The following is a 24,101-nucleotide window of genomic DNA, read 5'->3' as shown; positions in this document are numbered from 1 at the left end:
AGGCGGACGCGATCGGCGCTCTCCCCGCCGTCATGGTTGAGTTTCGGATTGCGTCCGATGGCTCAGCGGATCACCCCGGCGCGCACCGTCAGCGGCCAACTGACCCGATAGCGCGTCTGCGGGTCGCCCCAGGCTTCGCGCAGCTCATCGACGAACGCGGCGCCCGGATCCTGGCCAAGGGCCTTGCCGGCCTCCTTCACCGCCGACCAGGTACCGACATAGCCCAGCAGTTCGTCCAGGGTCCAGGCCACCTCGATGGCCAGGTCCGGCAGGCGACGCTCCTCGAAGGGGAACGGCAGACTGCGGTAGCCCTCCTCCACGTGGCGCCGCTCGGCAGGCCAGTAGGGGCCGACGACCTGGTGGTAGAAGTGCTGGACCAGCGGTTCCATGGGTCCGTCGACATGCAATACGCCATAGGTAACCAGGGCCAGGATGGCGTCCGCGCGGGCCACACGCCGGACTTCCTCGTAGAAGCGCGGCAGGTCCAGCCAGTGGGCGGCCTGGGCGACCGTCACCAGGTCGGCGCTGGCCGCCGCCAGTCCGCTGTCCTCGGCCAGGGCCACGCGATACTCGACCCGCTCGCGAGCCTGCGCCTTGTCGATCTGCGCGGCGCTGGCGTCGGTACCGACCACCCGTTCGAAACGCTCGGCCAACAGCACCGTGAGCTGTCCGGTGCCGCAGCCGCAGTCCAGGGCCAGGCGGGTGCCGGGGCAGAGCGCGGCCAGCTCGTCGACCAACCGCGCCGGGTAGGTCGGACGATGTGCGGCGTAGTTCGCCGAACCCGTGGAGAAATGATCCTTGAAAGGTGCCGTCATGGGACTCTCCCGAAATGATCCCGGCGACCACAGGGACCATGGCCGTCCAGGCTGCCGCCTTACATTAGGCGAATCCTGTCGATACGGAAACACGACTTTCGGTCACCTTGGAGCACCGTCTCACTACTGCATGCGGTGCAGCAATCAACTGCAAAGAACCTACCTGGTCATCCCCGGATGCTTCATTAGACTGCCGGAACGACGAACGCAGCCAAGGAGACCGCCATGCCCAGTCGCATCACCCTCAACGCAAACGGAGGCCCCGAGGTCCTGCGCCTGGAGCAAGTCCAGGCGCAGCAACCGGGCCCCGGCGAGGTCTGGCTGGAGCAGGCCGCCATCGGCGTCAATCCGCTGGACCTCGGCCAGCGCTCGGGAGCGGTACCGATTCCGCTGCCGTCCGGCCTCGGCCTGGAAGGCGCCGGAGTGGTCGCCGCGCTGGGTCCGGGAGTCTCCGGACTGGCGCCGGGCGACCGCGTCGCCTATGCCACCGGCCCGCTGGGCGCCTATGCCAGCGCCCGGCTCTACCCCGCCGAGCGCTTGCTGAAGCTGCCCGACAGACTCGCTTTCGAGGACGCGGCGGCGCTGCTGTTCAAGGGCATCACCGCGCACTACCTGCTGCACGCCACCTACCCCGTCGGGCCCGGCACACGCATCCTGCTGTACGGCGCGGCGGGCGCCGTCGGCCAGTTGATGGCGGCCTGGGCCCGGCACCTGGGCGCCTGGGTGATCGGCGTGGTGTCGAAGGCGGAAAGCGTCGAGCGGGCCAGGGCTGCCGGCTGCGACGAGGTGCTGGTGTTCGACGCGGCCAGTCTCGCCGCCCAGGTCGCCGAGCTGACCGCCGGGCGCAAGGTCGATGTGGCCTACGACCCCATCGGTCGCGCTACCTTCGAGGCATCCCTGAACAGCTTGCGTCCGCGCGGCCTGCTGGTGTCCTTCGGCGCTACCTCCGGCGTGCCGCCAGCCGTCGAAGTCGCCACCCTCAACGCCAAGGGTTCGCTGTTCCTCACCCGTCCCTCGCTCGCCGCCCACACCGCCAACCCGGAGGAATACCGGCTACGCGCGCAGGCTGTGCTGCGCGCCCATGCAGACGGTGTCATCCAGCCCCAGGTCTGGCGGCGCTACCCGCTGGCCGAGGCGGCCGTGGCGCATACCGATCTGCTGGAGGGACGCTCGCAAGGCGCGCTGGTACTCTTGCCCTGACCCACCCGCAAGAGGCGCATGCATGCAACCGTTCGACAGCCGGCAGGCCGATGAAGTCGCCACGCTCCTGGCCCTGGCCGAGCACGGTTCGTTCGCCGCCGCCGGCCGCGCCCTGCAACGCCATCCCTCGGTGCTCTCGAAGCGGCTCGGCGCACTGGAGCGTCGCCTCGGCATCCGCCTGGTCGAACGCACCACCCGGCAACTGCGCTTCACCGATGAAGGCGAGCGCCTGGCGAGCCGCTTCCGCCAGGCCGTCGACCTGCTCGACGAGGCCGAGCACGAAGCCAGCCTGGGCGCCGCGCAACTGCGCGGACGCCTGCGCATCGCCCTGCCGTCGGCGATGGGCCGGCTCTGGCTCGGTCCGCTGCTGGCGGAGTTCGCCCTGGCGCATCCGCAGGTGGTGCTGGAAACCGACTATTCGGAGCGCTTCGTCGACATCATCGCGGAAGGCTTCGACCTCGCGATCCGGGTCGGCGAACTGGCCGACAGCCGCCTGGTGGCCAGGCGGCTGTGCGCCCATCGGCGCATCCTCGGCGCCGCTCCCGACTACCTGAAGCGGCATGGGGTACCGCGTATCCCGGCCGACCTGGCGGCACACAATTGCCTCGGCTTCAGCGGACTGCACTCGTACCCGGAGTGGAAGCTGACCCGCCAGGACGAACAGCAGCCCGTGCGGGTACGCGGCTCGATGGTCAGCAACGACAACGAAGCCCTGCTCTGCGCCGCACGCCAGGGCCTGGGCATCTTCGCCGCCGGCGAGTGGCTGATGAGCCGCGACCTCGAAGCCGGCAGGCTGGTACGGGTGCTGCCGGAGTGGCAACTGGACGCCGACGCCGGCGTCTACCTGGTGCGCCCCTCGGCGCGCTACGCCACGGCGGCGGCCAGCGCGTTCCGCCAATGGGTGGAAGCGCGGTTCGCCGCTGGCCCGCCCTGGCAGCGCCAGCGGGCCTGAGCGGTATCCGCGAGCGGCTCGCCGAGGAGCGCGCCGCCTCCCGCCCCTCGCTCCCGGACAATCCGGATACCCTCCCGCCAGCATGCGGATAGCCAATGACCCGCCGACCGGTTCCTACTAGGCTGGTTCGCTTCGCTTTCCCGTTTTCCCACTCCAACAACAACCCGATGAGGAATCCAGGCATGGGACAGTACGTCAGCATCGCCGCGTCCGACGGCAGCGGCCGGTTCGACGCGTATCTCGCGCTCCCCGCCAGCGGCAAGGGGCCGGGCGTGGTGATCGGTCAGGAAATCTTCGGCGTCAACGCGAACATGCGCGCGGTGGCCGACCTGTACGCCGAAGAGGGCTACGTGGCCCTGGTCCCCGACCTGTTCTGGCGGCTGCAGCCGGGGGTCGACCTGGGCTACGACGAAGCGGCCTTCGCCAAGGCCATCGAGCTGTTCCAGCGCATCGACCTGGACGCCGCGGTGGACGACATCGCCGCCTGTATCGAGCACCTGCGCCAACGCGAGGAGGTGGTCCACGCCGGGATCGGCTTCGTCGGCTTCTGCATGGGCGGCAAGCTGGCCTACCTCGCCGCGACGCGCACCGACGTCTCCTGCTCGGTGGGCTACTACGGCATGGGCATCGAGGCGCTGCTCGACGAGGCGAAACAGATCAAGGGCCGGCTGGTGCTGCATTTCGCCGAACAGGACGCCTACTGCCCGCAGCAGGCCCGCGACGCGATCCTGCCCTGCCTGCGCAACCTGCCCAAGACCGAGTTGTACCTCTACCCCGGCGTCGATCACGCCTTCGCCCGCGTCGGCGGCATGCACTTCGACAAACCGGCCTACCTGATGGCTCACGAACGCAGCATCGCCGCCCTGAAGCGGGAGATCGGGCCGAACTTCGACCTCTCCGCGCTGTGGGACGAGCATGTGCGCCACGAGTTCGATACCCGCGACGTCGCCGCGACCATGGCGACCATGGTCGCCGAGCCCTACGTCAACCATGTCCCGACCCTCACCGGCGGCGTAGGCCAGCGCGAACTGAGCCGCTTCTACCGCCATCACTTCATCCACGGCAACCCGCCGGACATGACCCTCACGCCGATTTCGCGGACGGTGGGGGCGCTGCAGGTGGTCGACGAGTTCGTCATGCGCTTCACCCACAGCTGCGAGATCGACTGGCTGCTGCCCGGCGTCCCACCCACCGGGCGCTTCGTGGAAATCCCCATGCTCGGCGTGGTGCGCTTTCGCGGCGACCGCCTTTACCACGAGCACATCTATTGGGACCAGGCCGGCGTGCTGGTGCAGATCGGCCTGCTCGACCCGCAGGGCCTGCCGGTCGCGGGGGTGGAAAGCGCGCGCAAGCTGCTCGACGAAAGCCTGCCGTCGAACCGCCTGATGGCGCGCTGGGCAGCCAGCGAAGGACTCGGCCTCTAGCGGCCGGCTAGCCGCCGAGCAAGGCGCAGAAACGCGCCAGGTCGACGTTACCGCCGCTGAGCAGGATCCCGACCCGCTTGCCGCGCAATTCGTCCTTGCGCTGGCGGGCGGCGGCCAGGCCGAGGCAACCGGTGGGCTCGACCAGCAGCTTCATCCGCGCGGCGAGGAAGCGCATGCCATCCACCAGTTCGGCGTCGCTGGCGGTGAGGATGTCATCGACGTTGCGCTGGATCAGCGGGAAGGTGAGATTGCCCAAATGCTGGGTCTGGGCGCCATCGGCGAGGGTCTGCGGCGTATCGATATGCACGATGGCGCCGCTGCGCAGCGAACGCTGGCCATCGTTGCCGGCCTCCGGCTCCACCCCGTAGATCCGGCAGGCCGGCGCCAGCGCGCGGATCGCCAGGGCGCAGCCGGAGAGCAAGCCGCCGCCGCCGAGGGGCGCGAAGAAGGCGTCCAGCGGACCGACTTCTTCGAACAGTTCCTTGGCCGCGGTGCCCTGCCCGGCCAGCACGTCGGGGTGATCGTAGGGCGGGATCAGGGTCAGGCCATGGCGCTGCGCCAGGTCGCGGCCGATCTGCTCGCGATCTTCCGTATAGCGGTCATAGAGCACTACCTGCCCGCCGTAGCCACGGGTCGCCTCGATCTTCACCGCCGGCGCGTCGGCCGGCATCACGATGGTCGCCGGGATCCCCAGCAAGCGCGCCGAGAGGGCGATGGCCTGGGCGTGGTTGCCGGAGGAGAACGCCACCACCCCGGCGGCACGCTGCTCGGCGGAAAACCGCGACAGCGCGTTGAAGGCGCCGCGGAACTTGAACGCTCCCATGCGCTGCAGGTTTTCGCATTTGAAGAAGACTTCCGCGCCGAGTTCTTCGTCGAGGGTACGCGAGGACATCACCGGCGTGCGGTTGGCATGCCCGGCGATCCGCGCGGCGGCGGCGATCACATCGTCGTAGGTAGGCAGGTCGTGCATGGTCGGCTCCTCGGACCTTGGCAAAGAAGACAGGCAGGTCACCAGGTTACCAGGCGAACGCCGCCAGCAGCGCCTGCGCGACAGCATCGGCGGCGGAAGACTGGCGGAGCCATTGACGAAGAGGCCCTGCATGGGTCGATGCTCCGCGATGCCGGGTCGGCCTCACTCGTCCAGGTAGCCGTCCCTGATGCCCTTCGAGCGGCGGTAGAGGTAGAGCCCGAGGCGCAGCACGACGAGCACGCCGAAGAACACCCCGACGGTCACCCAGGTGTTGCCGAAGAACCATTCCAGGCAGACATAGAGCAACGCCAGCGGTATGCAGACGAGGGTCATCAGCAGGTAATGCTTGATCATTGCGGCGGGCACTCCTCTTCTTCGTCCTTCAGCGGGCATTTGACGATCTGCTTGCCCGTCTGCCAGGCGGCCTGGGTGGCCACGGCCTTCTTGATGGTATCGGCATGGGCGGCCTTGCGCGCGGCCAGCTTGGCCGCGCGGTTGGCGGTGTTGGCCGCCTGTCCGGAAAGGGTCCTGATCGCCTTGGCGGACTGCACCACGGTCTTGCCGGTGCTGAGCATGCCCGGCGCCACGGTGCCGATGGCCGCCGAGGCGCCGACGTGTTTCCAGTTGATGTCGATGCACTTCCACTTGATATCGGTGAGGTCGCGATCGCTGTCCCAATTGTCCTTCATCTGCCCCAGCACCTGCTTGCCGGTCTGCATCCCCAGCTCGATGCCGGCGCCCAGCGCCGCTCCGATCGCGGCGCGGGCGGCGAAGGCGCCGATCACCACCAGCGGGATGATCAGGCCGGTGGGATCGTAGGCCAGCGTGGGCGCGTTCAGCGCGTAGGCATAGGGGTTGGGGCCACCGCCCAGGCCGAGCGGGTCCTGGCTGGCATAGCGCCCGGCTTCCGGCAGGTAGTAACGGTAGCGGTTGTAGTAGAGGCCGCTTTCCTCATCGTGGTACTGCCCCTGGAAGCGGATCGGCTGCGCACCCGGCTGTCGTTCCGGCGCTACCGCCCGCCAGTCGTCCGGAACGCCCTGCCAACGCAGTTGGCCACGTTCGTCGCTCAGCTGCAGGGGGGTACCGAGGTGATCGGTGTGGAAGAAAGCGATCCGCGCCTCGCCCAGCGCCGGCACGCATTGCGCCGGCAGCGGCTGGCCTTCGGCGGCGAACGCCTGGCGCAGTTGCAGCAGCTCCGGGGGATCGGGCTCGCAGGCCTGCTCCAGGCGCAGCAACGGGACGAAACCGCCCGGTTCGTGAACGGTGGTGCGCAGTTCCCGCGCAAAGGCTTCGGCGCATTGGCGATCGCCGTCCCAACCGAAGCGCACCTGCTGCTCGACACCGTCGCGCAGCACCACCTTGGCGATCCGTCGCGACAGCGCGTCGTAGCGGTAGCGCGCCTCCAGCCGCGTACCGTCGGCGTAATCGCGCGTCAGATGGACCAGGCGCTGCGCGCCGTCGTAGGCCAGGCGCAGGCGCTCGCCGTCGGCGCCGATACGCTCGACCAGGTTGCCCGGCGCATCGAAGCGATAGCGGTTGCCGGCGATCCTCTCCACGCGGTTGCCGGCCCAGCGCGCCGGGCCTTCGCCGGCCTGGCTCGCGCGCGTCTCGGAGCGACTGAAACCGGAGCGGTACAGTTCGTTCTCGGCGAATGCCTGGCGAGCGTCCTCGCGCGCGTACTCGCCGACGCCCTCCAGGCGGTTGCCGGCGGCATCGTAGCGGTAGGTGCTGGCCGCCGCGCCAGCGCGCCGGCTGGCCAGCAGGCGACCGCCGAGGTCGTATTCGTAGCGCACCGACGGATACTGGTTGTCGTCGATGCCGACCAGTTGTCCAAGTCCGTCGTAGCGATAGCCGCGCTGCCAGTCGAAACCGCCGGCCAGACGCAGGCGGCTGCGCTGCAGGCGTCCCAGCGGCGCGTGCTGGCGCTCCTGGGTGAACAACGCGTCATCCTGCCCGTCGCGGCGGGCGTCGCGACGCACCTCACGGTGCAGGGCATCGCGCTCGAAGGCCAGCTCGACCGCACCGACCAGCGCGCCGTGCAGATGACCCGGGCCATAGGTCAGCCAGGCGACCGGCGGCGCGTCGCCGTAGCGGCTGGTCTGGCGCACGCCTAGCGCGTCGTGGCTGTGCTCGACGCTGTAGACCCAACCGTCGGCATGTACCTGGCTTTCCAGGCGCAGGTTACCGACCTCGTCGTACGTGTAGCGCACCTCGCAATCCGCCCCGCCGGCGCTGGCCAGGCGGCCGTCGGCCAACCAGCGGTAACGCTCGACCAGGGCCGGTGCGTGCTCGGTGGCGGGAACCCGGATGCTCGCCAGGCGGCCGTCGCGGTCGTAGGCATAGGTGGTCTCGCGACCGTCGGCATCCTCGCGGGCGATCAGTTCGTCAGCGGCGTTGTAGCGATAGCGTTGGCGACGACCGTCGAAGCCGGTCTCTTCCACCAGACGGTCCAGCAGGTCGTAGCGGAACTGCGCCTGGACGCCGTTCTCGTTGGTCAGGGCGACCAGCCTGCCGGCTTCGTCGTGCAGGTAGGACAATTCGCCGCCGCCGGCGTCGGAAACCCGCGCCAGCAGATCGCCGTGCCCCCAGGAAAACAGCGTGGCGTGCCCCTCGGCATCGGCGATACGGGTCTGCCGCCCAAGGGCGTCGTATTCATAGCTCAGGGCGCTGCCGTCGGCCAATTCCAGGCCGATCAGTTGCCCCAGCGGGTCGTAGCGGCGCCGGGTCAGTTGTCCCAGCGGGTCGCTGCTGGCGACCAAACGTCCTTCGTTGTCGTAGTCGTAACGCCAGACCTGGCCGGAACAATCGGTCAACGCGGCCAACAGGCCGAAGCGGTTCCACTCCAGGCGCCGCTCGCCGCCGCGCGGGTCGACGATTCGCGTCGGCCGGTCGGGCAGGCGCGGGTCTTCGTAGGCGTAGCGGGTGCTGCCGGCCGGGCCGCGCACCGTCGTCGCATTGCCCCGTTCGTCGCGCTCGAAGGTCCAGCGGCGCTGCATCGCGTCCTCCAGCTCGACCAGCAGCCCGGTCTCTTCGTCGACGCGCTTGCGATAGCGCGCCTTGCCCGGCGACTCCTCCTCGAGCATCCGCCCCTGGCCATCGCGCCGGCGCCGCGTCTCCCGTCCCAGCGGATCGCGCATGGCGACCAGGCGGCCGAACAGGTCGTAGTCGAACTCGCTACGGCTGCCGTCGGCCCTGACCAGCGCGGTCCAGCGCCGCTGCCCGCCCTCGCCGGCGAACTCGTAGCGTTCGACGCGGCCGAGGCTGTCGCTGACCTCGGTGGCATCGCGCAGGTAGCGGAAGGTACGGGTCAGGCCGCCCGCCTCGATCTGCTTCACGACCCGCCCGTGCGGAGCATGGACATCCCACTCGTAGCGAACCTCCAGCCCGCCCGGTTCGCCGTGGGCGACCAGCATGTGCTCGCGCCAGGCGAATACCCGGACCACCTGGCCAAGACGGTCGCGCACGGCGATCAGATCGCCGCTGTCGCTGAACTGGTAGCGCACCAGCCAGTCGAGCCCCGGGCTCTGCGGATCGATGTAGTCCGGAGGCGGTCCGTCGTGGCTGGCCAGGATCACGCCGAACAGACGCAGGCCGTCGTCGCCCTCGCTCGGCTCGCAGGCTTGCTGGTAGACCAGCGCATAGCTGCGCCCGGCGCTGTCGCGCACGCCGGTGAGCAGGCCACGTCCGCTCCAGCGGAACTCGGTGCGGTAGCCGGCGCGGCCGAAGCTGGCCTGCAGGCGCCAGATACCGTCGGGGCAACGCTGGAAATGCAGGTAGCTGTGGCCGGACAGCACCAGCACGGAGCCCTCCTGCGTCTGCAGTTCGGCCGGCACCGCCGCCCAGCGCCCGCGCCAGGCCTGCGCTTCGCCGCCGCTCGAACCGCCGCGGCGCAGCCACAGCTCCTCGCTGCCGGAATAATGCTGGGCGCCGGGAGCCAGCGCAGGAAAGCCGATCCGGCGGCCCTGGGCGTCGACCAGCACGCAGGCGTCTTCGCTCAGTTCCAGGTGCATGCTCTCGCCCGGCAGCCACCAGCCCCGGCCGAGCCGGCCGATACGGGGGTTGCTCGACAGGTAGCCACGGGCGAAGGTGAAGGTGTCCGGCGCCGCCAGGGCGAAATCGACCTCTTCCGGCAGCAGCTTGCTGCCGAGCATCGGGTTGACCGGCTTGCCCACCAACGGCACGCAGGCGGACACCCGGTCGGCCAGGCCGACCGCGCTGCTGCCGACGTGCACGGTGGGCGAGCCGGTGGAGATAACCCCTCCCGAGACTTTCTCGCCGACATGGGAAACCGGTAGGCCGCTCATCTATCCATCCTTCCTTGGGAAAAGCCGCGACAGGACATCCGCCCGCCGCTCAACAGTTGATATCGACATTGGGCGAGAGGATCTCGATCTCCCCCGGCGTCAGGCGGATCGTGCTCTGGCCGCAGCGCAAGAGGATCTCGCGGTCGGCGGTCAGCTCGATGCGCTGGCTGCCGAGGGTGATGCTCTGACCGTCCAGGGTGATCTTAGAGCCATCGTCGCTGCCGCCCACGCTCACTTCGTAGCTATCGCCCACCGACAAGGTCTTCTTCTTCATCACCTGGGTGCTCTGGTTCAGCCCGACCACGGTGTTCATCATCATGCCGACGTTCAGGCTGTAGCCGAGCCCGACGTTTTCCATGCGCCCCATGCCGACGTTCTGCAACGAGGCCATGAGGATGGTTTCCGTCTTGTTCATGCCGATCCTGACCGTCTCGTTGCGGTCGACCGTCTTGCTGCGGTTGGCATGCACGGTGATGGTCTCGTTGTTGTCCACGGTCTCGGTGCGATCGTGCTTCACATGCACCGTCTCGTCGTGGTCGATGGTCTTGGTCCGGTCGTGGCCGACCCAGTGGGTCTCGTCGTTCTCGACCTCGATGTCCTGGTTCCTCTCGGCATGGATGAACAACTGCTCGGCGCCCTTCTTGTCCTCCATGCGGATCTCGTTGAAGTTGGCCGGCGTGCCGCCCTTGCTCGAACGGCTCTTGGTGCCGCTCTGGGTAGCGTTCGCCGGCAGCTCGTAGGGCACCGTCTGCTCGGCGTTGTAGACCCGCCCGGTGATGATCGGCCGGTCCGGGTCTCCTTCGAGGAAGCTGACGATCACTTCCTGGCCGATCCGCGGGATCTGGATCGAGCCCCAGTTCTTCCCGGCCCAGGCCTGCGAGACGCGCATCCAGCAGGAGCTGTTCTCGTTGGACTGGTCGTGGCGGTCCCAGTGGAAATGCACCTTGACCCGGCCATACTGGTCGGTCCAGATCTCCTCGCCCTTGGGCCCGACCACCACCGCGGTCTGCGGGCCGCGCACCACCGGCACCGGGGTCGACGGCAAGGGGCGGAAAGCCTGGCCGGCGTCGATACAGTCCAGCTCGCTCTCGAACTGCGCGCCGCCCCCGCCATTACCGGTCTCGTAGAGTTCCTGGACTACCCGGTACTCGGCGCCAACCACCAGGTATTCGCGGTTCTGGTCCAGGCGCGGGTAGTTGCTCAGGTGGAACAGATGGCCCGCCCCGATACCCCTGGCGCATCCCCGCAGGCGAACTCGCTCGTACTGGGTCTGGATCGCCTCGATGCGGGTCCGTGCATAGTGTTCGCCGTCCTGGCTCTGCACATACTCGCCAGGGTAGTCGTAGAGCGGGTAGTCGGCCGCGGCATGGGCGCGCCCGACATTGGAGCGCACTTCCAGGCGGGTGCCGGGACGCTGGAAGTCGTAGTCGTTGAGGCTCAGCGAGCCGGGCTGGACCTCGCGCGCCATGTGCCAGTCGAAGAAGTGGTCGCGCTCGCGATGGCCGAGGCTCGGCGGGTAATAGGGCACGCTGGTGTAGCCGGCCGGGCTGTGGTGCGCGCCGTAGGCATCGGAGAGCACCAGGATGTGGCGCTTCTTTTCGTGGCGGAACCAGTAGTAGATGCCTTCCTGCTCCATCAGCCGGCTGACGAAATCGAAGCTGGTCTCGCGGTATTGCACACAGTATTCCCACTCGCGGTAGGAGCGGCTCAGGGCGTCCTCGAAGTCGGAGAAGCCAAGGTCGCGGAACACCTGCTTGATGATGTCCGGGACCTTCTGGTTCTGGAAGATGCGGCAGTCGGAGGTGCGCGTCAGCAGCCACAGCCAGGGCCGCAGGGTGACCTGGTAGCTGGCGAACTGGCCGGCGCCGGCGCCCTGGCTACAGCGCGCGACGATGCCGTGGAAATACCGCCGGCTGCCGCCGGGAAGTTCCAGCGCGAGGCTCATCGGCTTGCCCAACAGGGCATCCAGAGGCAAGGCGGGATTGCTCGAGACCAGTTCGAGCTCGTGGCTGAACAGCCGGCCCAGCTCTTCGCGACCCTCCAGCCGTTGCAGTTGCAGGACCTCGGGTCCCAGCGGGGAGTCCACGTGTACCAGGCGGGTGTGTTGGGAGAACAGCATGGGGGAATCTTCCTTGATAGTCACCTGCGGCGGGCGGCCCGAACAACGCGCCAGCAGCGCGCCAGATGATCGTACAACCCAGTGCCGTCGCGAAAGGCTGGCCAATAGCCACGACACTCCTGCCCGCCTCCTGCGGACCCGCCGACCCTAAGCCAGAACCAAAGCCGAAGCAACGACGGCTTTGTCGAAAAGTATTTCCGCTCCGAGCACGCTGCGGCGCATTGGCCCATTGCCCGATACCCGGCAAAAATGAGATATTCACGAACGTGAATCATTCTCATATTTCAATCCCATCTCCCCGCCTGCTGCTGGTCGAAGACGACCCGCGCCTACGCGATGATCTCGACGCGCATTTCCGCCGGCGCGGCTTCCGCGTAACCGTCTGCGGCGATGGCTCGCACGGACTGGAAGCCGCCGGGCGCGAAGCGTTCGACCTGGTGTTGCTGGACATCATGCTACCCGGCCTCGACGGCCTGGCCCTGCTGGAGTCGCTGCGCCGCGAGCAGGCCACGCCGGTGATGCTGATGTCGGCCCTGGGCGCCGAACAGGATCGCATCAGCGGCTTCACCCGCGGCGCCGACGACTACCTGCCGAAGCCGTTCAGCCTGGCCGAGCTGGATGCCCGCACCGACGCCCTGCTGCGCCGCGTACGACTGGACCGCCTGCCGTCGGCGCAGCGGCGGGATACCCGGCTGGTGTTCGACGACCAGGCCCAGGATGTGCTCCACCAGGGCCTTCCGGCGGGGCTGACGCCATCCGAGTACCGCCTCCTGGCGACGCTCCGCGAACACGCTGGCGAGGCGCTGAGCAAGCCGTTCCTCTACCGGAGCGTGCTGCACCGCAGCTACACGCGCCTCGACCGCGGTCTCGACGTGCACGTCTGCAACCTGCGGCGCAAACTCGCCGCGGTCGCCGTCCGTCACCTGCAGATCCAGGCGGTACGCGGCCAGGGCTACCTACTGGTGGAGACGGAACACCCCTGATGCGCAGGCACCCGCTGTTATGGAAACTGGCGCTGCTGCAGGTCGGCTTCTGCCTGCTGCTGACCTGGCTGATCTACACCTGGGGCCTGTCGGTGGAGCGCAGCACCTACTTCCTCGCCCCGGCCGACCGCAGCTACCTGGCGGACTACGCGCGGCAGGCGGAGGATGCCTGGCGCAGCGAGGGTGCCGCGGGCGCCGAACGCTTCCGCAAGGAACTGTCGGCGAAGGAAGATACCTGGGTGGCGCTGGTCGGACCGCACCTGGAAAGCCTCGGCAGCACGCCGCTAAGCACCGAGGAGTCGAGCCACCTGACCTTCATGCGCAAGCTCGACTGGCCGATGAGCCGGCGCCTGCAGGACGAACTGCCGTACGTCAGCATCGAGTTCCCCGGACATCCCGAGCAGGGCCGGCTGGTAATCCAGTTACCGGAGCGCCTGCTGCCCGGCGGACTGACCCCCTGGACCCACCTGGTCACCCACGGCATAGTCCCGACCTTGCTGGCCGCCCTGCTCGGCCTGCTGCTCTACCGCCACCTGGTGGTGCCGCTGAACCGCTTGCGCGATCGCGCCGACGCCCTGCGCGCCGACGAACTGGAAAGCACTCCCCTCGCCGCACCGCTGGCGGCCCGCCGCGACGAACTCGGCGAGCTGGCCCAGGCCCTGGAGCACATGGCCGAGCGCCTGCGCCTGAGTCTCGCCCAGCAGCGCCTGCTGCTGCGCACCCTGTCCCACGAACTGCGCACGCCGCTGGCGCGCCTGCGCATCGCCCACGACAGCGAGCTACCGCCGGGACAGTTGCGCCAGCGCCTGGATCGCGAAATCGGCGATATGCAACGACTGCTGGAAGACACCCTCGACCTCGCCTGGATGGACACCGAGCGCCCGCAACTGCCCACCGAGCCGGTGCTGGCGCTGTCGGTGTGGGAAGCGCTGCGCGAGGACGCCTGTTTCGAAAGCGGCTGGGACCCGGCGCGGCTACCCTGCCGCTTGGGCGTCGACTGTCGCGTCGAGGTCCACCTGGACAGCCTGGCCCAGGCCATGGAGAACCTCCTGCGCAACGCCATCCGTCACTCGCCCGAGAACGGCACGGTCAGCCTCGACGGCGAGCGCGAGGGCGACTTCTGGCACCTGCGCCTGCAGGACCAAGGCCCTGGCGTGGCGGAAGACCAGTTGGAACGCATCTTCCTCCCCTACCAGCGCCTGGACGATAGCGCCGGCGAAGGTTTCGGCCTCGGCCTGGCGATCGCCCGGCGCGCCATCGAGCTACAGGGCGGCCGGCTCTGGGCCAGCAACGGCAAGCCCGGATTGTGCCTGCACCTGTGGCTGCCGGCGGCCGCCTGAGGGCGAAGTGTTTAGAAAGTTAATGCGCTTTACTCTCAAATAACAATCAATATCATTCGTGATCTCTTGCATTTCGCTGCATTGCCCGGAGATCACCGATGTCCTCACGCGCCCTTCCCGCCGTTCCCTTCCTGCTGCTGTCCAGTTGCCTGCTCGCCAACGCCGTACACGCCGCCGGCCAGGGCGACGGCTCCGTCATCGAGCTGGGCGAGCAGACCGTGGTCGCCACCGCCCAGGAGGAAACCAAGCAGGCGCCGGGGGTTTCCATCATCACCGCCGAGGACATCGCCAAGCGACCGCCGAGCAACGACCTGTCGCAGATCATCCGGACCATGCCGGGGGTCAACCTGACCGGCAACAGCTCCAGCGGCCAGCGTGGCAACAACCGGCAGATCGACATCCGCGGCATGGGCCCGGAGAACACCCTGATCCTGGTCGACGGCAAGCCGGTCAGCTCGCGCAACTCGGTGCGCTACGGCTGGCGCGGCGAGCGCGACAGCCGCGGCGATACCAACTGGGTGCCGGCCGACCAGGTCGAGCGCATCGAAGTGATCCGCGGCCCGGCGGCGGCGCGCTACGGCAACGGCGCGGCGGGCGGCGTGGTGAACATCATCACCAAGCAGGCCGGCGCGGAAACCCACGGTAATCTCAGCGTCTACAGCAATTTCCCGCAACACAAGGCCGAAGGCGCCAGCGAACGGATGAGCTTCGGTCTCAACGGGCCGCTCACGGAAAACCTCAGCTACCGCGTCTACGGCAACATCGCCAAGACCGACTCGGACGACTGGGACATCAACGCCGGCCACGAATCCAACCGCACCGGCAAGCAGGCCGGCACCCTCCCCGCCGGTCGCGAAGGCGTGCGCAACAAGGACATCGACGGGCTGCTCAGCTGGCGCCTGACGCCCGAGCAGACCCTCGAGTTCGAGGCCGGCTTCAGCCGCCAGGGCAACATCTACACCGGCGACACGCAGAACACCAACAGCAACAACTACGTGAAGCAGATGCTCGGCCACGAGACCAACCGCATGTACCGCGAGACCTACTCGGTCACCCATCGCGGCGAATGGGACTTCGGCAGCTCGCTGGCCTACCTGCAGTACGAGAAGACCCGCAACAGCCGGATCAACGAAGGCCTGGCCGGCGGCACCGAAGGTATCTTCGACCCCAACAACGCCGGCTTCTACACCGCCACCCTGCGCGACCTGACCGCCCACGGCGAGGTCAACCTGCCGCTGCACCTGGGCTACGAGCAGACCCTGACCCTCGGCAGCGAGTGGACCGAGCAGAAGCTCGACGACCCCAGCTCCAACACCCAGAACACCGAGGAAGGCGGCTCGATCCCCGGTCTCGCCGGAAAGAACCGCAGCAGCAGTTCCTCAGCGCGGATCTTCTCGCTGTTCGCCGAGGACAACATCGAGCTGATGCCCGGCACCATGCTCACCCCAGGCCTGCGCTGGGACCACCACGACATCGTCGGCGACAACTGGAGCCCATCGCTGAACCTGTCCCACGCGCTCACCGAGCGGGTCACCCTGAAGGCCGGTATCGCCCGCGCCTACAAGGCCCCCAACCTGTACCAGCTGAACCCCGACTACCTGCTCTACAGCCGTGGCCAGGGTTGCTACGGGCAAAGCACCAGTTGCTACCTGCGCGGCAACGACGGCCTCAAGGCCGAGACCAGCGTGAACAAGGAACTGGGCATCGAGTACAGCCACGACGGCCTGGTAGCGGGGCTGACCTACTTCCGCAACGACTACAAGAACAAGATCGAATCCGGCCTGTCACCGGTCGACCACGCCAGCGGCGGCAAGGGCGACTACGCCAACGCGGCGATCTACCAGTGGGAGAACGTGCCCAAGGCGGTGGTCGAGGGCCTCGAAGGTACCCTGACCCTGCCCCTGGCCGACGGCCTGAAGTGGAGCAACAACTTCACCTACATGCTGCAATCGAAGAACAAGGAAACCGGCGACGTGCTCTCGGTGACGCCGCGCTACACCCTCAACTCGATGCTCGACTGGCAGGCCACCGACGACCTCTCGCTGCAAGCCACGGTCACCTGGTACGGCAAGCAGAAGCCGAAGAAATACGACTATCACGGCGACCGTGTCACCGGCAGCGCCAACGACCAGCTCTCGCCCTACGCCATCGCCGGCCTTGGCGGCACCTATCGGTTGAGCAAGAACCTGAGCCTCGGCGCCGGCGTCGACAACCTGTTCGACAAGCGCCTGTTCCGCGCCGGCAATGCCCAGGGCGTGGTCGGCATCGACGGGGCCGGCGCGGCGACCTACAACGAGCCCGGACGGACCTTCTATACCAGCCTGACCGCGTCGTTCTGAGCCATAACGAGAAAGCCTGATGAGAACCTCCCTGCTCGTCGCCGCCCTGGGCCTCGCCCTGGCGGCGGCCCTGCCCGGCGGCGCGCCGCTGGCGCAACCGGACCCCGAGGCGACCATGGACCGCAGCCTGCTGCAACGCCAGGACCTGCCCTATCGCTTCAGCGCCGTGGACCTGGATTCCGTCGATGGCCAGCGGCATTACCGGCTGTGGCTCGGCCGACCGCTGCAGGCACCGCCCGCCGCCGGCTACCCGGTGGTCTGGATGCTCGACGGCAACGCCGCCGTCGGCGCCCTCGACGAGTCAACCCTGAGACGCCTGGCCGACGGCGACGCACCGCTGCTGGTCGCCATCGGCTACCGCACGCCGCTGCGCATCGACCGCGCCGGGCGTACCTTCGACTACACCCCCGCGAGTCCCGGCCAGGCCGATCAGCGCGACCCGCTCAACGGCCTGCCCAGCGGTGGCGCCGACGCCTTCCTCGACCTGCTGCGCGACGGCATGCGCCCGGCCGTGGCGGCGCAGGCGCCCCTGGACACTGCGCGACAAACCCTCTGGGGACACTCCTACGGCGGCTTGCTGGTGCTCCACGCACTGTTCACCCGTCCCGGCGAGTTCGCCCGCTACGCCGCGGCCAGCCCGTCGCTGTGGTGGCGCGACGGGGCGATCCTCGGCGAACGAGCGGGGCTCGAACAGCGCCTGCGCGGAAAGCGCGCGGAACTCCTGCTCTGGCGCGGCAGCGCCGAACCGGCCAGCCCGCGCGGCTCGCTGAAAGCCGAGCCGGGCCAGGCGATGGCGCGGCTGGTAGATGACCTGCGCCGGGTTGCCGGGCTCACGCTGGACTTCCAGCCGCTCGACGGCCTGGGTCATGGCGAAACGCTGGGGGCCTCGTTGCGCCTTCTGCTCGCCCGTCCGGCGGTGGAACGCCAGCGCTGAAGACGCACGCTCCCAAGAGAACCGAGGCAACGGCGGATAACCGCTTCGCGGTTATTCGCCCTACCGGAAGCCAGGCATCCGCGCGCCGCTGCATCCCTCTACGCTGCACGGCATCCTCTCCCGCCTGCGGGAGAGGGTTGGGGTGAGGGAAAATCGCCCTACGCTACCACCGGAATCAGCGGGTCGGCCGCCGCCAGCGCCACGGCGCGGTCCGCCGCCGGCGGGTAGATCCACACGCCATTGATCTCGGTCTTGATCTTCTTGCCCTCCTCGCGCACGAGCCGTACCTGGCGGTCCCAGCCCTCGGTGAACACCGCGCCCCAGCCGCCGAGGTCGAGACAGGTCACGTACTTCACCTGGCTGTAGGGAATCGGCTCGACGCCGAGCAGGTCGGCAGCCACGTTATTGCCGGCCGAGCGACCCAGGGCGATGGCGTGCTGGCAGGTCATCAGGGCATGGTTGCCGAGGTCGTCGGTAGCCGCGCGGGCCACGTCGCCGGTGGCGTAGACATCGTCGAGACCGAGCACCTTGAGGTTGCGGTCGACATGCAGGCGACCCTGGGCATCGCGCTCGCCCGGAATCTGCCCGGTCAGGGTGCTGGCCCGCACGCCCACGGTCCAGACCACGGTCTTCGCCTCGATCCGCTGGCCGTCGTCGAGCGTCACGCCCTCGGCATCCACCGCCGCCACCGAACGCCCCAGGCACCACTCCACGCCCAGTTCCGCCGAGGCCTCGGCGATCAAGCCGCTCAGGTCCGCGCCCATCGATGCGCCGATGGCGGCGCCGCGGTCGACCACGATCACTCGCAGCGCCGCTTTCTCGCCGAGGATCGCCCGCAGGCGCGCCGGCATCTCGGTGGCGGTCTCGATGCCGGTGAAGCCGCCGCCGGCGACCACCACGGTGTTGCGTGCCGGCGAATCCGGCAAGTCGCGCAGGGCATGCAGGTGTGCCTCCAGGCGCAGGGCGTCTTCCAACTGGTCGACATCGAAGGCCGCGTCGATGCCGGCGACACTCGCCGGACGCCACACGCCGCTGCCGGCCGCCAGCACCAGGCGGTCGTAGTCCAGTTGCGCCAGCGTGCCCTCGGCATCGCGGTACTCCACTCGCTTGCCGGCCACGTCGATGCGCTGCGCGCTGCCCTGCACGAAACGCACGCCGACCGCGGCGAACAATTCGCCCAGCGGCGCCGCCATGCGCTGCACGTCAGGCTCGTAGAAACGCGGGCGGATGCGCAGCTCGGGCTGCGGCGCGAGCACCGCGACCTCGACGTCGTCGCGGCCCTGGCGGTCGAGCTGGCGCACTGCGCTCAGCGCGCTCCACATGCCGGCGAATCCGGCACCGACGATCAGGATACGTTGTTTCATTGGGGGCTCCTGGAGGGAAAGGACGGGATATCCGGAGAAAAGCCTCTCCGTAACTACGACTATATTTGTCGCAGTTAAGAAGATCAATCCCCGAAAAGCGTTCCGACAGGCAATCGCCCCTCGCCGTGAAAGAGAGGAAAAGACGTCGAAAACATACGAAAAGGATCGGAGATAGAGCGCTTCGAGGCGGAAGACAGCGAACGACCTGTCCTTGTGAGCGGCCTGAAAACCGCGCAGAATATTGCGAATATTTCTGTCGGAGTTAGTGATGGCTCTCTATAGCGCCGGCGTCGAATACGGCATCCACTGCCTGTTGTTCCTCGCCGACGAGAAAGGCGACAGCCGCGAGTCCAGCGTACGCACCCTCGCCGAGTTGCAGGGCGTGCCGCCGGAACTGCTGGCCAAGGTCTTCACCCGCCTGGCCAAGGCCGGCCTGGTGGCTGCCACCGAAGGCGTGCGCGGTGGCTTCCGCCTGGCACGGCCAGCCAACGAAATCAGCGTGCTCGACGTGGTCCGCGCCATCGACGGCGACAAATCGATCTTCGAATGCCGCGAGGTCCGCGAGCGCTGCGCGATCTTCGAAGGCAACCCGCCTTCCTGGGCGACCCGCAACACCTGCTCGATCCACGCGGTGATGCTCACCGCGCAGAAGCGCATGGAAGAAGCGCTGGCCCAGCAGACCATCCTCGACCTGGTACGCCGGGTGGGGCGTATCGCGCCACCGGAGTTCGGCGAAGAAGTGCTGCGCTGGATGGATGCCAGCCGGGAAGGACGCGGCGGCTCCCGCGACTAGCCCTTGGCGCATACGGAGCGGCGCCGCAAGCCCGTTTCGCGGAAAACACCATTGTCGACTGCGGTGCTAATCGCGCCGGCGTTTCTCCCTACCCTATCGCCAGAGGCCGCCGCAGAGCGGCCGCCGGCCCACTGCAATGGCCCGTGACCAACTTGCGTGATAGGTGAACGATGGAACCTGGCAGCTACCAACTGACCATGAGCGTGCTCATGACCCCCGACAAGGCGAACTTCTCCGGCAACGTCCACGGCGGCGCGCTGCTCAAGCTCCTCGACGAAGTGGCCTTTGCCTGCGCCAAGCGCTACGCCGGACGCTACGTGGTGACCCTGTCGGTGGATCAGGTGATCTTCCGCGAGCCGATCCATGTCGGCGAACTGGTGACCTTCCTCGCCTCGGTGAACTACACCGGGCGCACTTCGATGGAGGTCGGGGTGAAGGTGATGACCGAGAACATCCACGAGCGCACCGTGCGCCATACCAACAGTTGCTTCTTCACCATGGTGGCGATGGACGACCAGCGCCGGCCGGTGGCGGTGCGTCCGCTGGAACCGGAGACCGCGATCGAGAAACGCCGCTACGCCCAGGCCCTGGCCCGGCGCGAGCAGCGCAAGCTGATGGAACTGCGCTACCAGGAGATCCGCGAACAGGTGGATCACGCGATGCCGGCCTGAACGCCGCCCGGCCCGCGGGCCGGGTCCTCAGCCCTCGCCGACCAGGCTCTCGAACGCTTCTTCCAGCACGCTGGCGCTGCCGGGGCGGACCACCCGCGCCACCTCCCGGCCGTCGCGAAGAAAGACGAAGGTCGGCCACAGCTTGACCTGGAACGAGCGCCCCAGGCGGCGCCCGGGACCGTCCTCGACCTTCAGGTGGCCGACCTCCGGATAGTCGCTGAATACTTCCGCCAGCAGCGGCTGGGCGGCCTGGCAATGGCCGCACCAGTCGGTACCGAACTCCACCAGCGTCGGACCGGCGAGCCGGTCCAGTTCGTCGCGCGCCGGTGCCTCGGCGCTGTATCGGGTCTTCATACGCTGCTTCTCCATGAGCTTGGCTGACAGGACGGCAGACTCCCGCGGCGGCGCCAGGTTCGACCCGCGCGACGATGGACTCAGCGTTTCCGCACGCGCGCCATGCAGCGCTGGTAGCGTTCGTCGACGCGCTTGGCGAACCAGGCGGTGGTCAGCTTGCGGGTGATCTTCGGGCTCTCCAGGGTGATCCCCGGCAGCACGGCGCGGGGCAATGTCTTGCCGGTGGCGCTTTCGGCCAGGGCGAAGACCTTGCGGTACAGCGCGCTGTCGGCGAACTCCGGGCTGTCGCCCTGCTCCAGCGCCCGGCGGATCGCCGCGTCGCTCATGTCCAGGCGCTTGCCGAGGCTGCGCACGGCCAGTTCGGTGGAGCCCGGCGTGCGCGTGCCGTAGCGGATCAGATCGCCATCCAGCGCCAGCGGAATCCCCGAGACGCGACTCACCGCGCTCTGGAACGCGGCGTTGCGACTGGCATACCAGCCGGCGTTGAAGTCGGCGAAGCGGTACAGCGGCGCCGGGTAGTCCGCCGGATAGCCAAGCAGGTGGGCGATGCCGAAATACATGCCGCCGCGCCGGCTGAACACCTCGCGGCGGATGCTGCCGTCCAGCGGATAGGGATAGCCGTCCGCGTGCTGCTCGGCGAAAGCGATGCTGACCTGCATCGGCCCGCCGGTGTGTACCGGGTTGAAGCCGCCGAACAGCTTGCCGCCCATGGGCACGATGGCGATGAAATCGTCGAATGTCTCGCTCAGTTCCTTCTCCGTGCGCGCCGCGGCCAGGCGCTGGCTGTAGGTGCGGCCATCGGGCGACTTGATATTCAGCGCCGAGCTGACCAGGAACGCCGGCACGTGCAGCTTGCCGGCACGACGCTCGACCTCGCGGGTGGCGATCCTGCCCAGGCCGGCCACCGGCGGGTCGACCTGGTAGGTGGACTCCTGCTCGGTCACCGCCAGCACCGCACAGAGATTCTCGTCGCTGGGGTAGATCTGCTGGGCGGAAAAGGCCGCGTAGATATCGCTGGCCCACCCTTGGCGATCGCGCACCGTGGCCGGCATCAGGCGGACGATCTTCGCCCGTACTTCGTCGGGGTTGGGCGGCGGCTCCGCCGACCGCGAACTGCACCCGGCCAGCGCCAGGAGCATGAGCAACCCCGTTACGCCGCGACCCTGGCGTACTGCTTTCATCTGCGATTCCCTGTTCCGTTGCGAAGTGGGCGGCCGATGGCGACCGCCGAAGCCAGGGCATTCTAGCCGAGCATCCGGCGGCTTCCGTACCGTCCGTCACGCACGGTCGCGGTTCACAGCGCTGCGTCGGTGCGCTGCCGCTTGACCCGACGCCAGGTCGAGGGCGAGGCGCCGGCCAGCCGGAGAAAGATCCGCGAGAAATGCGGCTGGTCGGAAAAGCCGCAGGCGACGCCGATCTGCGAAAGCGGTTCGTCGCTGCCCAGCATCAGCTCCTTGGCCCGGTCGACGCGCATGCGCATCAGCCATTCGTGGGGCGAAAAACCGGTGCTGCACTTGAAGGCCTTGGTGAAATAGCTGCGCGAGAGCCCGCACTCCTCGGCCAGGCGCGCCACCGACACGCCCTCGGCCAGATGCCCGGCGATCAGCTCCTTGGCCCTGCGCAATTGCCAGGGCGCCAGGCCCTTGCCGGTGCAGACCGGGACCTGGGTCGAAGCGAAGCGATCCTGAACGTGGGTCAACAGCGCCAGCATGACCTGCTCGATGAACAGTTCGTTGCGCTCGCCCGCCCTGGCGAAGCTGGGCAGCAGCGCCAGCGCCAGGTGATAGACCACCGGATCGTCGACACCGATGATCCGCTCCGGCTCGGCGGACGCGCGTTGCCCTTCTTCGTAGAGAAACTCCTTTATCGAAGCGCGCGGCAACATGAAGCGGACATTGTCGTAAGTTGTCCGGTGCTGGCACTTTATTTCATCGCCAAGATAGGCGATGGAGATACTTTTCCGTGGATGTCCGCCATCGAAAACCAGTTTGTTTCCATTCCAGAGACGATGGGAATTGAAATCGCGCAACTGCACGATGACGGAAAACGAATCGGCACAAGGAATATGGATCACCTTGTCCGGATCGGGAGTCGCCTCACTATTGCGAATCAAGGCGTACCCTTCTCCCCTTATGATGTTCCCTGGCGTGGATTGGTCGCCCTTTGTTCTGTCTATGGCAACAGTCATGACTCCCCCTGATTCCATGCGCCCGATGATCTCGTGACACTTTTCTCTCGACGCGAAAAACGACGCACGAAAGCTCCCCCAGAGATTAATCCGAGGGAGCCGTTCCGGGGAAATCTAACCGACGAAGATAACTACCAGATTACTGCGCTGTTACTCGATGATATAACGCTCAACCCTTTTCCTTTTCCGACGGGCCAGCGGCCTGGTCGAGGCGATGCCGACCCGGTAGTTGCCCCAGCACATGGCCGACCGAACCCGCCTTGTCGCAGGCCGAGGCGAACGCGCAACCGCCGAGCAATTGCTTGCCGACCGGGATGACCTGCTCGCCGAGCAGGATGCCGAGCAACCCCACCAGCGCCACCAGCGGCGGAGCCGGCGAACGCACCTGCAGCAGGCTGTAGACGATCCCCACCAACAGTCCGGCGCCCAGCGACAATACGTAGAGCTTCATCTTCGTTCTCCTTCGCGGCCGTGCCACCCGGCGGACCGGAGCGGCACGGCCGGCATTCACTTGGCCGGATTCGGGCCGATGCGTTCGCCGTGGGTCACCCGCTCGGGCGCCTTGTGCACCATGGTGTAGGCGTAGTCCACGCCCATGCCGTAGGCCCCGGAATGCTCCTTGGCGATGGCCATCACGGCGTCGTAGGTATCCCGGCGGGCCCAGTCGCGCTGCCACTCCAGCAGGACCTGCTGCCAGGTCACCGGTACCACGCCGGCCTGGACCATGCGGTCCATGGCGTACTTGTGGGCGTCGCTGGAGGTGCCGCCCGAGGCATCGGCCACCATGTAGATCTCGTAGCCGCCCTCGAGCATGGCGCAGAGGGCGAAGGTGGTGTTGCAGACCTCGGTCCACAGCCCGGCGACCACGACCTTCTTGCGGCCCGCGGCGGCCAGCGAGTCGCGCACGTTCTGGTCGTCCCAGGAGTTCATCGAGGTGCGTTCGAGGATCTTCTGCTCGGGGAACACCGCCAGCAGCTCCGGATAGGTCGGGCCGGAGAAGCTGTCGGTTTCCACCGTGGTGATGGTGACCGGGATGTCGAATACCTTCGCCGCCTTGGCCAGGCCCACTACGTTGTTCTTCAGCGTCTGGCGATCGATGGACTGTACGCCGAATGCCATCTGTGGCTGCTGGTCGATGAAGATGATCTGGCTGTTCTGCGGAGTTAGAACTTCGAGATAGTGGCTCATGATTGTTTCCTGACAACGAACGATGAATTCCAGCTGTTGCGCACAACAGCACGCAGGCCAACAGATAATTTCCCGTGGCCGGCCAGACTATGAAGCATGAATATTGGAAAAAACAAACTTTTCGAGAAAATAAATCACTGAACTGCGGCCCTGGATAAAGTTG

Annotated in this window: 20 protein-coding genes; 9 read left to right on the top strand and 11 right to left on the bottom strand. The window is 67.7% G+C overall.

Features of this window, described 5'->3' with window-relative positions; genetic code table 11:
• Positions 1-62 precede the first annotated feature (62 nt).
• Positions 63-815, bottom strand: a complete 753-nt coding sequence (locus tag ACM0M4_RS13195; RefSeq protein WP_010793085.1) for a class I SAM-dependent methyltransferase — start codon at positions 813-815, stop codon at positions 63-65.
• A gap of 225 nt (positions 816-1,040) precedes the next feature.
• Here ACM0M4_RS13195 and ACM0M4_RS13190 point away from each other — a divergent pair, with 225 nt between their 5' ends.
• The 3 genes from ACM0M4_RS13190 (at position 1,041) to ACM0M4_RS13180 (ending at position 4,391) form a co-directional block, all read left to right on the top strand.
• Positions 1,041-2,015, top strand: coding sequence for a quinone oxidoreductase family protein (locus ACM0M4_RS13190; protein WP_054376128.1), 975 nt, complete (start codon positions 1,041-1,043; stop codon positions 2,013-2,015).
• Between the two features lie 22 nt (positions 2,016-2,037).
• The gene (locus ACM0M4_RS13185) at positions 2,038-2,967 is read left to right on the top strand and encodes a LysR family transcriptional regulator (protein ID WP_003116706.1); all 930 of its coding nucleotides are present in this window, start codon (positions 2,038-2,040) and stop codon (positions 2,965-2,967) included.
• 182 nt (positions 2,968-3,149) lie between these two features.
• Entirely contained in the window at positions 3,150-4,391 is a 1,242-nt protein-coding gene (locus tag ACM0M4_RS13180) for a dienelactone hydrolase family protein (protein ID WP_003113399.1), read from the top strand.
• 7 nt (positions 4,392-4,398) lie between these two features.
• Here ACM0M4_RS13180 and ACM0M4_RS13175 read toward each other — a convergent pair whose 3' ends face one another.
• The 4 genes from ACM0M4_RS13175 to tssI form a co-directional block, all read right to left on the bottom strand.
• Positions 4,399-5,361 carry a threo-3-hydroxy-L-aspartate ammonia-lyase gene (locus tag ACM0M4_RS13175; RefSeq protein WP_003090528.1) on the bottom strand — a complete coding sequence of 321 codons (963 nt, stop codon included), beginning with the start codon at positions 5,359-5,361 and terminating at the stop codon, positions 4,399-4,401.
• Between the two features lie 162 nt (positions 5,362-5,523).
• The gene (locus tag ACM0M4_RS13170) at positions 5,524-5,715 is read right to left on the bottom strand and encodes a hypothetical protein (RefSeq protein ID WP_003090543.1); all 192 of its coding nucleotides are present in this window, start codon (positions 5,713-5,715) and stop codon (positions 5,524-5,526) included.
• Positions 5,712-9,665 (bottom strand): type VI secretion system effector Tse5, encoded by a 3,954-nt coding sequence (tse5, locus tag ACM0M4_RS13165; protein ID WP_115288768.1) that lies wholly within the window; start codon positions 9,663-9,665, stop codon positions 5,712-5,714. The genes ACM0M4_RS13170 and tse5 overlap by 4 nt, the downstream gene beginning before the upstream one ends.
• A gap of 49 nt (positions 9,666-9,714) precedes the next feature.
• Positions 9,715-11,784 (bottom strand): type VI secretion system tip protein TssI/VgrG, encoded by a 2,070-nt coding sequence (gene tssI, locus ACM0M4_RS13160; RefSeq protein ID WP_003158481.1) that lies wholly within the window; start codon positions 11,782-11,784, stop codon positions 9,715-9,717.
• Between the two features lie 266 nt (positions 11,785-12,050).
• Between tssI and ACM0M4_RS13155 the strand changes: the two genes are divergently transcribed.
• The 4 genes from ACM0M4_RS13155 to pfeE all read left to right on the top strand — a co-directional run bounded on the left by ACM0M4_RS13155 (position 12,051) and on the right by pfeE (position 17,380).
• A complete protein-coding gene (locus tag ACM0M4_RS13155) occupies positions 12,051-12,767 on the top strand; it encodes a response regulator transcription factor (RefSeq protein WP_054375796.1) in 717 nt (238 codons plus the stop codon).
• Complete coding sequence (gene pfeS / locus ACM0M4_RS13150; RefSeq protein ID WP_054375795.1) at positions 12,767-14,107, top strand: two-component system sensor histidine kinase PfeS; 1,341 nt, start codon at positions 12,767-12,769, stop codon at positions 14,105-14,107. Before ACM0M4_RS13155 ends, pfeS begins: the two co-directional genes overlap by 1 nt.
• 98 nt (positions 14,108-14,205) lie before the next feature.
• Positions 14,206-16,446, top strand: a complete 2,241-nt coding sequence (pfeA, locus tag ACM0M4_RS13145; RefSeq protein ID WP_003090548.1) for a siderophore enterobactin receptor PfeA — start codon at positions 14,206-14,208, stop codon at positions 16,444-16,446.
• Between the two features lie 19 nt (positions 16,447-16,465).
• A complete protein-coding gene (gene pfeE, locus ACM0M4_RS13140; RefSeq protein WP_003090549.1) occupies positions 16,466-17,380 on the top strand; it encodes a ferric enterobactin esterase PfeE in 915 nt (304 codons plus the stop codon).
• 158 nt (positions 17,381-17,538) lie between these two features.
• On the opposite strand, the gene ACM0M4_RS13135 is transcribed toward pfeE, so the two are convergent.
• Entirely contained in the window at positions 17,539-18,744 is a 1,206-nt protein-coding gene (locus ACM0M4_RS13135; protein ID WP_054379952.1) for an NAD(P)/FAD-dependent oxidoreductase, read from the bottom strand.
• 268 nt (positions 18,745-19,012) lie between these two features.
• On the opposite strand from ACM0M4_RS13135, the gene ACM0M4_RS13130 reads away from it, so the two are divergent.
• Complete coding sequence (locus tag ACM0M4_RS13130; RefSeq protein WP_003090553.1) at positions 19,013-19,537, top strand: RrF2 family transcriptional regulator; 525 nt, start codon at positions 19,013-19,015, stop codon at positions 19,535-19,537.
• 170 nt (positions 19,538-19,707) lie between these two features.
• Positions 19,708-20,208, top strand: coding sequence for an acyl-CoA thioesterase (locus tag ACM0M4_RS13125; protein WP_003090555.1), 501 nt, complete (start codon positions 19,708-19,710; stop codon positions 20,206-20,208).
• A 27-nt stretch (positions 20,209-20,235) separates the two neighbouring features.
• On the opposite strand, the gene ACM0M4_RS13120 is transcribed toward ACM0M4_RS13125, so the two are convergent.
• From ACM0M4_RS13120 to ACM0M4_RS13100, 5 genes are all read right to left on the bottom strand, one after another.
• Positions 20,236-20,562, bottom strand: a complete 327-nt coding sequence (locus ACM0M4_RS13120) for a thioredoxin family protein (RefSeq protein ID WP_003101499.1) — start codon at positions 20,560-20,562, stop codon at positions 20,236-20,238.
• Between the two features lie 80 nt (positions 20,563-20,642).
• A complete protein-coding gene (locus ACM0M4_RS13115; protein ID WP_023090502.1) occupies positions 20,643-21,743 on the bottom strand; it encodes a DUF1615 domain-containing protein in 1,101 nt (366 codons plus the stop codon).
• Positions 21,744-21,856: 113 nt separating this feature from the next.
• On the bottom strand, positions 21,857-22,750 hold the full coding sequence (locus ACM0M4_RS13110; protein WP_010793092.1) for a helix-turn-helix domain-containing protein: 894 nt from the start codon (positions 22,748-22,750) through the stop codon (positions 21,857-21,859).
• Positions 22,751-22,919: 169 nt separating this feature from the next.
• Entirely contained in the window at positions 22,920-23,201 is a 282-nt protein-coding gene (locus tag ACM0M4_RS13105; protein WP_003101509.1) for a XapX domain-containing protein, read from the bottom strand.
• 56 nt (positions 23,202-23,257) lie between these two features.
• Entirely contained in the window at positions 23,258-23,938 is a 681-nt protein-coding gene (locus ACM0M4_RS13100; RefSeq protein ID WP_003090561.1) for a hydrolase, read from the bottom strand.
• Positions 23,939-24,101 lie beyond the last annotated feature (163 nt).

This window comes from Pseudomonas sp. 18-147 (assembly GCF_051048045.1).
GTDB lineage: Bacteria > Pseudomonadota > Gammaproteobacteria > Pseudomonadales > Pseudomonadaceae > Pseudomonas > Pseudomonas aeruginosa.
This window is presented reverse-complemented; position numbering and strand designations above follow the sequence as displayed.